11 protein-coding genes are annotated in these 11,636 nt (G+C 70.4%); 3 read left to right on the forward strand and 8 right to left on the reverse strand.

Annotated elements, in window-relative coordinates:
* Nucleotides 1-63: 63 nt before the first annotated feature.
* Together ACIOWN_RS16560 and ACIOWN_RS16565 are read right to left on the reverse strand one after the other, a co-directional pair.
* On the reverse strand, nucleotides 64-1,425 hold the full coding sequence (locus ACIOWN_RS16560; protein WP_362345719.1) for an MFS transporter: 1,362 nt from the start codon (nucleotides 1,423-1,425) through the stop codon (nucleotides 64-66).
* Between the two features lie 49 nt (nucleotides 1,426-1,474).
* Nucleotides 1,475-1,912: a MarR family winged helix-turn-helix transcriptional regulator gene (locus tag ACIOWN_RS16565; RefSeq protein ID WP_100568981.1), complete on the reverse strand. Its 438-nt coding sequence runs from the start codon at nucleotides 1,910-1,912 to the stop codon at nucleotides 1,475-1,477.
* Nucleotides 1,913-2,063: 151 nt separating this feature from the next.
* Between ACIOWN_RS16565 and ACIOWN_RS16570 the strand changes: the two genes are divergently transcribed.
* On the forward strand, nucleotides 2,064-2,246 hold the full coding sequence (locus ACIOWN_RS16570; protein WP_362345721.1) for a ribbon-helix-helix protein, CopG family: 183 nt from the start codon (nucleotides 2,064-2,066) through the stop codon (nucleotides 2,244-2,246).
* An 8-nt stretch (nucleotides 2,247-2,254) separates the two neighbouring features.
* Here the strand turns inward: ACIOWN_RS16570 and ACIOWN_RS16575 are convergent, their stop codons facing one another.
* Nucleotides 2,255-3,703, reverse strand: a complete 1,449-nt coding sequence (locus ACIOWN_RS16575; RefSeq protein WP_362345723.1) for an NCS2 family permease — start codon at nucleotides 3,701-3,703, stop codon at nucleotides 2,255-2,257.
* A 242-nt stretch (nucleotides 3,704-3,945) separates the two neighbouring features.
* On the opposite strand from ACIOWN_RS16575, the gene ACIOWN_RS16580 reads away from it, so the two are divergent.
* Complete coding sequence (locus ACIOWN_RS16580; protein ID WP_362345725.1) at nucleotides 3,946-4,230, forward strand: DUF2530 domain-containing protein; 285 nt, start codon at nucleotides 3,946-3,948, stop codon at nucleotides 4,228-4,230.
* A 31-nt stretch (nucleotides 4,231-4,261) separates the two neighbouring features.
* Here ACIOWN_RS16580 and ACIOWN_RS16585 read toward each other — a convergent pair whose 3' ends face one another.
* The 3 genes from ACIOWN_RS16585 to ACIOWN_RS16595 all read right to left on the reverse strand — a co-directional run bounded on the left by ACIOWN_RS16585 (nucleotide 4,262) and on the right by ACIOWN_RS16595 (nucleotide 6,807).
* Nucleotides 4,262-5,203, reverse strand: a complete 942-nt coding sequence (locus ACIOWN_RS16585) for a sugar kinase (RefSeq protein ID WP_362345990.1) — start codon at nucleotides 5,201-5,203, stop codon at nucleotides 4,262-4,264.
* 5 nt (nucleotides 5,204-5,208) lie between these two features.
* Nucleotides 5,209-5,859, reverse strand: coding sequence for a bifunctional 4-hydroxy-2-oxoglutarate aldolase/2-dehydro-3-deoxy-phosphogluconate aldolase (locus tag ACIOWN_RS16590; RefSeq protein ID WP_362345727.1), 651 nt, complete (start codon nucleotides 5,857-5,859; stop codon nucleotides 5,209-5,211).
* Between the two features lie 156 nt (nucleotides 5,860-6,015).
* On the reverse strand, nucleotides 6,016-6,807 hold the full coding sequence (locus ACIOWN_RS16595) for an IclR family transcriptional regulator (RefSeq protein WP_362345729.1): 792 nt from the start codon (nucleotides 6,805-6,807) through the stop codon (nucleotides 6,016-6,018).
* 225 nt (nucleotides 6,808-7,032) lie between these two features.
* Here ACIOWN_RS16595 and ACIOWN_RS16600 point away from each other — a divergent pair, with 225 nt between their 5' ends.
* Nucleotides 7,033-9,429, forward strand: a complete 2,397-nt coding sequence (locus ACIOWN_RS16600; RefSeq protein WP_401982576.1) for an HAD-IC family P-type ATPase — start codon at nucleotides 7,033-7,035, stop codon at nucleotides 9,427-9,429.
* A gap of 25 nt (nucleotides 9,430-9,454) precedes the next feature.
* Here ACIOWN_RS16600 and ACIOWN_RS16605 read toward each other — a convergent pair whose 3' ends face one another.
* The gene (locus tag ACIOWN_RS16605) at nucleotides 9,455-10,387 is read right to left on the reverse strand and encodes a hypothetical protein (RefSeq protein WP_362345733.1); all 933 of its coding nucleotides are present in this window, start codon (nucleotides 10,385-10,387) and stop codon (nucleotides 9,455-9,457) included.
* Between the two features lie 230 nt (nucleotides 10,388-10,617).
* Entirely contained in the window at nucleotides 10,618-11,400 is a 783-nt protein-coding gene (locus ACIOWN_RS16610; protein ID WP_362345735.1) for a DUF5707 domain-containing protein, read from the reverse strand.
* Nucleotides 11,401-11,636 lie beyond the last annotated feature (236 nt).

Raw genomic sequence — 11,636 nt, forward strand, 5'->3', positions numbered from 1 at the left:
GCTAGGGTCTTTCGTTCGGATCAGGCCGGATCAGGGAGCGGGGTCTGATCCGAACGAGAGGCCCTACGCCACCGCCGCCAGTGCCTTCCCTTGGTCGCGGGGGACCAGGTTGACCCGGGGGTGGCCGTGGCGCCAGGCGATCGAGAGGCGCAGGCCGCCGACGCGGGTCAGGACCAGGCCGATGGTGGCGGCCGCGGCGAGGGAGACGACGCCGCCCACGGCGAAGCCGACGCGGGCGCCGTAGGCGTCGGTGATCCAGCCGACGAGGGGCGCGCCCAGTGGCGTACCGCCCATGAACACCATCATGAACAGGGCCATCACCCGCCCGCGCATGGCCGGGTCGGTGCCCATCTGCACCGCGGTGTTCGCCGTGACGTTCACCGTCAGGCCGAATATCCCGATGGGCGCCATCAGCAGCGCGAACAGCCAGTACGACGGGGCCGTCGCGGCGACGATCTCCAGCGCGCCGAAGGCCGCGGCGGCCGCGATGAGCACGCGCAGCCGGGCGGTGCCGCGGCGCGCCGCCAGCAGGGCGCCGACCAGGGAGCCGACCGCCATCACGGTGTTGAAGAGGCTGTAGGCGCCGGCTCCGGCGTGGAAGACGTCGTCGGCGTAGGCCGACAGCCACACCGGGAAGTTGAAGCCGAAGGTGCCGATGAAGCCGACCAGGACGATCGGCCAGATCAGCTCGGGACGGCCGGCGACATAGCGCAGGCCCTCGCGGAGCTGGCCCTTGCCGCGCGGGGCGCGCTCGACGACGTTCAGCTCGCGGGAGCGCATCAGCAGCAGGCCTGCGATGGGCGCGACGAAGGACAGGCCGTTGGCGAGGAACGCCCAGCCGGTGCCCACCCCGGTGATCATCACGCCCGCGACGGCGGGACCGATCAGCCGCGCGGACTGGAAGTTCGCGGAGTTCAGGCTGACCGCGTTCTGGAGCTGCTTCGGGCCGACCATCTCCGAGACGAAGGACTGGCGGGCCGGGTTGTCCAGGACCGTGGCCAGGCCGACCGCGAACGCGGCGACGTAGACGTGCCACACCTGGACCTGGCCGGTCAGGGTGAGCGCGGCGAGCGCGAGGCCGGTGACGGCCATGGCCGACTGGGTGGCGAGCAGGGTGGGCCGCTTGGGCAGGCGGTCGACGAGGACGCCGCCGTAGAGGCCGAACAGCAGCATCGGCAGGAACTGCAGGGCCGTCGTGATGCCGACGGCGGCCGAGGAGCCGGTGAGGCTCAGGACCAGCCAGTCCTGCGCGATGCGCTGCATCCAGGTGCCGGTGTTGGAGACGACCTGGCCGAGGAAGAACAGGCGGTAGTTCCTGACCCTCAGCGAGCTGAACATCGAGGACTTGCGGGAGGTGTCGGGGGCGGTGCGGGAGTCGTGGGTGGTCGGTGCGGGGGCGGAGTCTGCTCCGGATCCCGTACTCAAAAGGGTTCGCCTCCTTGGCCGGCTGCTCACTCGCCGAGTGGTACGTGTTCTACAGGTGCGCGAGCTTCTCCAGTACGGGGGCGGCGGCGCTCAGTTTGGCCCACTCGTCCTCGTCCAGACCCTCGACCAGGCCGGCCAGGAAGGCGTTCCGCTTGCGGCGGCTCTCCTCCAGCATCGTTTCGGCCTGGGCGGTCCTCGTGACCACCTTCTGACGCCGGTCCTCGGGGTGGGGCTCCAGGCTGACCAGCCCCTTGGCTTCGAGCAGGGCCACGATGCGGGTCATCGACGGCGGCTGCACGTGCTCCTTGCGGGCGAGCTCGCCCGGCGTGGCGCTTCCGCAGTTGGACAGGGTGCCCAGCACCGACATCTCGGTGGGGCTCAGCGACTCGTCGACCCGCTGGTGCTTGAGCCGACGGGACAACCGCATCACGGCGGAGCGCAGGGAGTTCACGGCGGCAGCGTCGTCGCCATGGGTGAGGTCCGGCATGTTCTTTAGCGTAACTCATTACTCTCGCTAAATACCACCGGGGACACACCCTGCGCCCGTGACTCCCGCCACGAAGTGCTCGTCACTCTTTCGAGTGATCCCGGTGCGGAACATGACGCCTCGCGCGTAAGGGTCCCGCGACCCTCGTGCCATGGGGACCAGCGTGCTCAGCCTGCGCATGGACCACGAGCTGCTCGAACGGCTCAGGTGCCATGCCGCGAAAAGAGGAATGAGCGTCCAGGACTATGTCGTCCGGACGCTCATTCGGAATGACTTCGACGAGCGGTTCCAGGCCGCCGTCGAGGAGACGGAGAGGTTCTACGGGGTCACCTGACCCGGGGATCAGGCCAGGCCGAGGGCCGGCATCAGGTAGTAGAAGGCGAAGACCGCCGCCACCACGTACATCGCCGCCGGCACGTCCTTGCCGCGGCCGGCCGCCAGGCGCAGCACCACGAAGGTGATGAAGCCCATGCCGATGCCGTTGGTGATCGAGTAGGTGAACGGCATCATCAGCATCGTCACGAAGGCCGGGATGGCGATCGTGTAGTCCGCCCAGTCGATCTCCTTGACCGAACCGGACAGGATCAGGAAGCCCACCGCGAGCAGCGCCGGGGTGGCCGCCTGGGACGGCACCATGGTGGCGATCGGGGTCAGGAACAGCGCCACGGCGAACAGGGCGCCGGTGACGACGTTGGCGAAGCCGGTCCTCGCGCCCTCCCCGACGCCCGCCGTCGACTCCACGAAGCAGGTGGTGGCGGAGGAGGAGCTGGCGCCACCGGCGGCGACCGCGATGCCGTCGACGAAGAGGACCTTGTTGATGCCGGGCATCTGCCCCTGGGCGTCGGTCAGCTTCGCCTCGTCGCTGATGCCCATGATCGTGCCCATGGCGTCGAAGAAGGTCGACAGCAGCACGGTGAAGACGAACAGGACGCCGGTGAGCACACCGACCTTCCCGAAACCGCCGAACAGGCTGACCTCGCCCAGCAGGCCGAAGTCGGGGGTGCCCACCGGGCTGCCCGGCCACTTCGGGGTGGTCAGACCCCAGGACGGCACCTTGGCGACGGAGTTGATCACGAGCGCCAGGACGGTCATCGCGATGATCGAGATCAGGATCGCGCCGGGCACCTTGCGCAGGATCAGCGCCAGCGTGAGCAGCGTGCCCAGGACGAAGACGAGAACCGGCCAGCCGACCAGGTGACCGTCGGCGCCGAGCTGGAGCGGGACGGTGGTGTGGGCGGCGTCCGGGATACGGGAGACGAAGCCGGAGTCGACGAGCCCGATCAGCATGATGAACAGGCCGATACCGATGGCGATGCCCTTGCGCAGACCGAGCGGCACGGCGTTCATCACGCGCTCACGCAGGCCGGTGGCGACCAGCAGCATCACCACGAAGCCGGCCAGGACCACCATGCCCATGGCGTCCGGCCACGTCATGCGCGGCGCGAGCTGGAGCGCGACGACCGTGTTGACGCCGAGGCCGGCGGCGAGCGCGATCGGCACATTGCCGATGACACCCATGAGCAGCGTGGTGAACGCGGCGGTCACGACGGTGGCGGTGACGAGCTGGCCGTTGTCGAGCTGGTGCCCGTACATGTCCTTCGCGCTGCCCAGGATGATCGGGTTCAGCACGATGATGTAGGCCATCGCGAAGAAGGTGGCGAAACCGCCGCGGATCTCCCGGGAGAGCGTGCTGCCCCGTTCGGAGATCTTGAAGTAGCGGTCGAGGGCGCCGTACGGGGGCGTACCCGGCTGCTCGGGGGCGGAAGCCTTGGCGGTGGCCGAGGTGGACATGCGGGTGACCTCAAGGGTGCGGGTGAGTAGGAGTTCCGGGCCGGACCGAGGAGCAGAACAGACACCAACAGGTTCCCCCAGGTCCCTGCCGCGACTCTGTTGTGCATTCCTACGAAGAGAAGTGGCCAGACTCGGACCGTTTCAGTATGAACATATGAAGCACAAAAGACCATCTCCGCGCGTAGACCACGGCTCTGCCAGGGGCGGGACGCTTCTCCCTCACGCCCCGTAAGCTGACCCCCATGGCGAAGTGGACCCCCAAGCACGAGGCGCCGGAGCCCCTGGAGGGCCCCGTGGTCGCCACCATCACCGGCGGCACGATCGTGTGGTTCGTCCTCTTCCTGGTCCAGCTCCCCTTCTACGGCTGGTTCGACGACCACGGCCGCGCCTGGTGGGTGTGGACCTGCCTGGCCGGCGGCGGCCTGGGCCTGATCGGCATCTGGTACGTCCGCAAGCGGGACGCCGCCATCAAGCGGGCGGCCGCGGAGCGGGCGGGGCTGCCGCAGCAGCCGACGCCCACGGAATGACGTCCGTGACGTCCGCGGAACAGGGACCTCGTCAGCGGACGACGTCGGTTTCGCAGCCGGTGTCGTCGAGCTCGGCCGCGAACGGAGCCCCCTCCCAGTCGCCGGCGACGGTGACGGCACGGGCTCCGCACAGACCGGCGATCCGAAGGCACTCGGCCGCCTCCGCCGCGCCGAGCACCCCGCTGAGGTAGCCGGCGGCGAACGCGTCCCCGGCGCCCACCGGGTCGACCACGGCGACCGGCCGGGGCCGCTGCCGGTGGACGACGCCGTCGACGCAGGCGACGCTTCCGGCGGAGCCGAGCTTGATCACGACCTGGCCGGGACCGAGCGCGGCGATGGCCCTCGCCTGCCGCTCGGGGTCCTTCTCGCCGGTGAACAGCAGGGCTTCCTCGGTGGTGGCGAAGAAGATGCCGGCCTTGCCGAGCAGATGGCTCAGGACCGGGCGGGCCCGGTCCTCGTCCCACAGCCGGGAGCGGTAGTTGGCGTCGAAGGAGACGGTGACGCCGTGCTCCCCGGCGACGGTGACGGCCCTGTGCACCGCGTCGGACGCGGACGCGCTCAGGGCCGGGGTGATGCCGGTGACGTGCAGGATCCTGGCGCCCGCGATCAGGTCCTCGTCGAGGTCGGCGGGGGCGAGGCGGGAACCGGCGCTGTCGGCGCGGTAGTAGCCGACCCGCACCCGGCCCGAGGCCTGGCGGGTCTTGAGCATCAGGCCGGTCGGCGCGGGATCGCGCACGATCGAGGTCGAGACGGCCTCGGCGCGCAGCTCCCGGGCGATGAGCGCGCCGACCTCGTCCGTGCCCAGCCGGCCGATCCAGTGCGCGGCGCGGCCGAGCCGGGCCAGTCCGATGGCCACATTGCTCTCGGCGCCGCCGAAGCCGAGCCGCAGGGTGGGCTGCCGGATCAGCGGCATGTCCGCCGGCTGGGTGAGCAGCCCGAGGGACTCGCCGAGGGTGACGACTTCGGGACCCATCGCGCTCACACCGCTTCCTCGATCGACGTGAACAGGGTTTCCGCGCGCCGGGCGATCACCGACACGTCGCCATCGCGCAGCGCGCTTCCGGTGAGCGCGCCCCCCAGGCTGACCGCGACCGCCCCGGCGGCCACGTACGAGCCGGCGGTCTCCACGGTGATCCCTCCCGACGGGACGAACGGAATGCCGGGGAACGGTTCGCGCAGGCTGCGCAGATGGCCGGGGCCACCGGTGGCGGCGGGGAAGATCTTCACGGCGTCCGCGCCGAGGGCGCGGGCCCGCATCACCTCCGACGGCGACCAGGCCCCGACGATGCACGGCACCCCGTGCCCGGAAGCGATCCGGGGCAGTTCCTCGACCAGGCCGGGCGACACGGCGAACCCGGCTCCGGCGTCGATCGCGGCGCGGGTGAGGGCCTCGTCGGTGAGCGTGCCGGCGCCGATCACCGCGTCGGCCGAGAACTGCCGGACGGTCCGTTCCAGGACGGCCGGGAAGTCCGGTGTGGTGGCGGTCAGTTCGATCGCTCGGACGCCGGCGCGTATGAGCGCGGCCACAGTGGTGGTGAGGTGCTCGGTCGTCGCGGGCCGCAGCACGGCCACGACACGGGTCCCGGTCAGGGCCGGGGGCAGGGGCAGGGGGGCCGCCGATCGGGCCACGGAGCAGCTCCTTCGGGATGGTGGGGCGGGCCGCCCTGTCGCCGTCGACGAGGCGGGTCACGCCGTGGGTCGGGGGTGGTCAGCTGAACCTGGTGGCGCTCCGGGCGCGCCGCGCGAGCGGGCCAGGGCCGGGTTCGTCACCAAGGGCGGCCGTGGTCATCCGCGGCCTCCCCACCGCTGCGAGAGGGCGCGGGCCGCCGCTGTCACCAGGGGCACCACCCGCGGGACCCGCTCGGCCGGCAGGCGTTCCTCGGGCGTGGACACGCTGATCGCGTGGGTCGCGGCCCCGGTGGCGTCGAAGACCGGGGCGGCGACGCAGCGCACTCCGGCCTCGTTCTCGACGTCGTCGATCGCCCAGCCGCGGGTCCGGGTCCTCGCGAGCTCGGCGCGCAGCGCGTCGCCGTCGGTGATGGTGTTCCCGGTGCGCGGGGCCAGGCCCGCCGCGATCACCGCGTCGACGACGGCGGCATCGGCGTGGGCCAGCATGGCCTTGCCGACGCTGGTGCAGTACGCCGACTGGGTGCTGCCGACCCGCGACGCCATCCGCACGGGAAGCGGGCTGTCGACCTTGTCGACGTAGACCACGTGGGGGAAGTCCGCCGTGACCAGGTGGACGGTCTCGTTCGTCGACTCCGACAGGTCCTTGAGCACGTCGCGTGCGTCGCGGTGCGGGTCGTTTCCGGCCAGGTACACCTGGCCGAGCTGGGCGTTGCGCCAGCCGAGCCGGTACGCGCCGCTCGGCAGGACCTGGACGAACCGGGCGTCGACGAGCGGTTGCAGCAGGCGCAGCGCCGTGGACTTGCTCAGGCCCTGCTGCGCGGCCAGCTCGGTGAGCGTGCGGCCGCGGCCCTCGGTGTCGTCGCCGAGCCCGATGAGGATCCCGAGCGCCCGGCGCAGCGAGGCCGAGTTGTTGCGTGCGCCGGGGGTGGGGGCGAGCGGATCGGTCAAGGCGAGCCTCCTCGTCGCATCGGCGTGCCGGGACTCGCGCCGAGCGTGCCGAGCATCATAGGGCACCCTCCGTGCAGTGCAAGGCACTGTTCTGCACTGCACAACGCCATGGGCCGGCCGCGCGCCCCGCCCGTACGACCGCCGTACGAGTCCCACTCCTCCCCAGGTCGGATCTTCCGCCTCCTCGACGAGTGAAGCCGCACAACCGCACGTACCGTCGAATGCATGACGCACATCGACGCGGGCGCGGAACTCGACCCCGTGCACCCCGTGCCCGTGACGGCGGTCCGGTCGACCGGACTCACCTCCGCCGAGGTCGCGGAGCGCATCGCCCGCGGCGAGATCAACGACATGCCGGTGCGCAGCAGCCGCTCCCTGCCCGACATCGTCCGCGCCAACGTCTTCACCCGGTTCAACGCGATCATCGGCGTCCTGTGGCTGATCACCCTGTTCGTCGCCCCGATCCAGGACAGCCTGTTCGGCTTCGTGATCATCGCCAACACCGGCATCGGCATCATCCAGGAGTGGCGGGCGAAGAAGACCCTCGACTCGCTCGCCGTCATAGGCGAGGCCCGCCCCACGGTGCGCCGCGACGGCACCGCCGTCGAGATCGCCACCTCGGAGATCGTGCTCGGCGACCTCATCGAGATCGGCCCCGGCGACAAGGTCGTCGTCGACGGAACCTGTGCCGAGACCGACGGTCTCGAGATCGACGAGTCGCTGCTCACCGGCGAGGCGGACCCCGTCGTCAAACGGCCCGGCGACCGTGTGATGTCCGGCAGCTTCGTCGTCGCCGGCGGCGGCGCCTTCCAGGCGACCAGGGTCGGCCGCGGCGCCTACGCCGCCCAGCTCGCCGAGGAGGCCTCCCGCTTCACGCTCGTCCACTCCGAGCTGCGCACCGGCATCTCCACCATCCTCAAGTACGTGACCTGGATGATGGTTCCGACCGCGATCGGCCTGGTCATCAGCCAGCTCGTGGTGAAGGACAACGACCTGAGGGAGTCCGTCGCCCGCACCATCGGCGGCATCGTCCCCATGGTCCCCGAGGGACTGGTCCTGCTCACCTCCGTCGCCTTCGCCATCGGCGTGATCCGGCTGGGCCGCAAGCAGTGCCTCGTCCAGGAACTGCCCGCCATCGAGGGCCTCGCCCGCGTCGACACCGTCTGCCTGGACAAGACCGGCACCCTCACCGAGGGCGGCATGGACGTCACCGAGCTGAGGTCGCTGGACGGCTACGCCGAGTCGTACGTGCGCAAGGTGCTCGGCGCGCTCGGCGAGTCCGACCCGCGCCCCAACGCCTCCCTCCAGGCGATCATCGCCGCCTGCCCGGACAGCGAGGAGTGGCGCTGCGTGGAGTCGCTGCCCTTCTCCTCCGCCCGCAAGTACAGCGGCGCCAGCTTCAGCGAGGGCGACGGCGAGTCCAGTACGTGGCTGCTGGGCGCCCCGGACGTACTGCTGCCCGCCGAGGCCCCAGCGCTCGCCGAGACCGGGCGGCTGAACGAGCAGGGCCTGCGCGTGCTGCTGCTCGCCCGCGCCTCCCGCGACCTGGACGATCCGGAGGTGGCCCGGACGGTGCGGCCGGCCGCGCTCGTCGTGCTGGAGCAGCGGCTGCGGCCCGACGCCGCCGAGACCCTGCGCTACTTCGCCGAGCAGGACGTCCGCGCCAAGGTCATCTCCGGCGACAACGCGGTGTCCGTCGGGGCGGTCGCCGCGAAGGTCGGCCTCGACGGGACCGCCGTCGACGCCCGCCGGCTGCCCGCCGGGCGGGAGGAGATGGCTCCGGTGGTGGCCGGAGGCACGGTGTTCGGGCGGGTCACCCCGCAGCAGAAGCGGGACATGGTGGGCGCCCTCCAGTGGCGCGGGCACACGGTCGCGATGACCGGCGACGGGGTGAACGACGTACTGGCGCTGAAGGACGCGGACATCGGCGTGGCGATGGGCTCGGGGTCGGAGGCCACCCGGGCGGTCGCGCAGATCGTGCTGCTGAACAACAGCTTCGCCGTCCTGCCGTCCGTGGTCGCGGAGGGGCGCCGGGTGATCGGGAACATCACCCGGGTCGCGACCCTGTTCCTGGTGAAGACGGTCTACTCGGTGCTGCTGGCGGTGCTGGTGGTGTGCGCGCAGGTGGAGTACCCGTTCCTGCCCCGGCATCTGACCCTGCTGTCCACGCTCACCATCGGCGTGCCGGCCTTCTTCCTGGCCCTGGCCCCGAACACGGAACGGGCCCGGCCCCACTTCGTACGGCGGGTCATGCGCTACGCGGTGCCGGGCGGTGCGGTGGCCGCCGTGGCGACCTTCGTGACGTATCTGGTCGCCCGCCACCACTACACGGGGCCGGACGCCCTGGACGCGGAGACCAGCGCGGCCACGCTGACGCTGTTCCTGGTCTCGATGTGGGTCCTGGCGATCGTCGCCCGCCCCTGCACCTGGTGGCGGATCACGCTGGTGGCCTCGATGGGCGTGGCGTTCCTCGTCGTCCTGGCGGTGCCCGCGTTCCAGGACTTCTTCGCGCTGAAGCTGGAGGGGACGACGATGCCGTGGCTCGCGGTGGGCATCGCGGTGGTCGCGGCGGCCGTCCTGGAGTTCCTGTGGAAATGGACGGGCCGCCGCTTTCCCGACTAGTGCTGTGGCCGGGAAGCCGGGTGGCTTACTTCTTCACGCGGACCAGGTCACCCACGGCGTTGACCGCCGGGGTGGTGGAGTTGCCCGCGAAGACGAAGCGGTAGTAGCCGTCGGCGGTGGCCTTCGTCGTCGTCTTGAAGGTGCCCGTGGAGTTCGCCTTGACGGTCTTCAGCGTCTTGTAGGTGGTGGTGCCCTTCTTCTTGAACTGAAGCTTCACCGCCTGGCCCTTGTACACCGAGTACTTGCCGCTCTCCCAGTTGGCCCGCGTCAGCTTCCCGGTGACGGTGACGGTCTTGCCCTTCTTCACCGGCTTGGGCTTGGCGCTCGTGGTCAGCTTGGAGTTGCGCTGCACCAGCGTGGTGCCGAGGGCGCCCTTCTCGGCGTAACCGACCTGGCTCAGGTCGAAGTTGCGCGACGTGGGGTCCTGACCGTTGAGCGCGACGGCATAGGCGCCCGCCCGCCAGGTACCGGCGTCGATGTTGTCCAGGTCGCCGTCGGCCGGGTAGATGTCGATCTTGGCCTTGCAGGTGGCCGTGGTCGCCGAGGTGACGGAGCAGTTGGCCAGGTCCTCGCCGGAGAGCTCGTTCTGCGGCCTGTCGAAGGAGCCCTTGTACAGGTAGGCCTCGGTGAAGAAGTCCTCGGCGCGCACGTCCACGTCGGCGCCGAACTTCATGGTGTAGGTGATCGTCGTGGACACGCGGTTGGTGGTGCCGACCTTGAGCGCCTTGGCCACCTTGAGGTTGGAGAAGGTGACGTCCAGGTCGTACGGCATGTCGTCGTCACCGGCGACGCTGGCCTTGATCCCGGCCTTGGCGGTGGACGGCGCGTGAACAGCCTGGAAGATCTTCGCGGCGTCCGCGCGGGAGATGGAGGGGCCGGCGGCGTGCGCGGCGGGCACGGCGAGAGCGGAGAGGGCCAGGGCGCCGGTCACGGCGGCCACGGTTGCTCGTATACGCATGCGTTTCCCCAAGTGGAGAAAGGGGCCGGCGCCGGTCGTTCCTCGCGGTCCGTCTTCGGCGCGGGGCCCAATGATCGTGTGGTCTGTCTGACTCACATGATCAGATCCCCGGCCCGTGAAGAAGGTTGTACGGAAATCTGGATTTCCTGTGAGCGGCCTGTCCGCGCCCGGCAGGCGCCGCTCCCTGAGGCCGGCCCGGGAGAGTCCGGGCCGGCCACCCGGTGAGCGGGTTACTTCTTCACACTGACCAGGTCACCCGTGGCGTTGACCGCGGGGGTGGTGGAGTTGCCCGCGAAGACGAAGCGGTAGTAGCCGTCGGCGCTGGCCTTCGTCGTCGTCTTGAGGGCGCCCGCGGAGTCCGTCTTGACGGTCTTCAGCGTCTTGTAGGTGGTGGTGCCCTTCTTCTTGAACTGAAGCTTCACCGCCTGGCCGCTGTACCCCGAGTACTTGCCGCCGTCCCAGTTGGCCCGCGTCAGCTTCCCGGTGACGGTGACGTTCGCGCCCTTCTTCACCGGCTTGGGCTTGGCGCTCGTGGTCAGCTTGGACAGGCGCTGGACGCTGAAGCTCTTGGCGTTCTCCTTCATCACGTAGTCGCCGTCCTTGGCGGAGGCGACCGCCCACACCTTCCAGGTGCCGGCGACGGAGTTGATGAGGTTCTCCAGCGGCTGCAGGGTGAAGGTGGCCGTGCAGTTCGACGTCGTGGCGTCGACCTTGGTGCACTTCGCGCGCCCGTCACGGCTGTTGGCGACCGCGCCGCTGTCTGACTTCTCGATGCTCGAACCGTGGTACAGGATCGGCTGCGCGAAGTCGATGCCCGAGTCGTCCTTGGCGGTGAAGGTGACGGTGACGCTCTTGGCGCCCGTGGCAGTGACCACGACCGGCTTGCCGCCGTTCACGACGACATTGGAGATCTTGGTGTCTCCCTCCACCTCGTCGGCGTGGGCGGCCGGCACGGCGAGGGCGGAAAGGGCCAGGGCGCCGGTCACGGCGGCCACGGTGGCTCGTATACGCATGCGTTTCCCCAAGTGGAGAAAGGGGCCGGCGCCGGTCGTTCCTCGCGGTCCGTCTTCGGCGCGGGGCCCAATGATCGTGGAGTCTGTCTGACTCACATGATCAGATCCGTGACCGCCGGAGATGGTTGCACGGAAGTTCAGATTTTTCGACGCGCGGCGCTCCGCCCTGGACCAGTAGCCCGCCGTTGCGGGCCACCACATCGGCCCCCGTGCCGGGATGACTCGCCGTGAACGGC

Source organism: Streptomyces sp. NPDC087787 (genome assembly GCF_044743035.1).
Classification (GTDB): Bacteria; Actinomycetota; Actinomycetes; order Streptomycetales; family Streptomycetaceae; genus Streptomyces.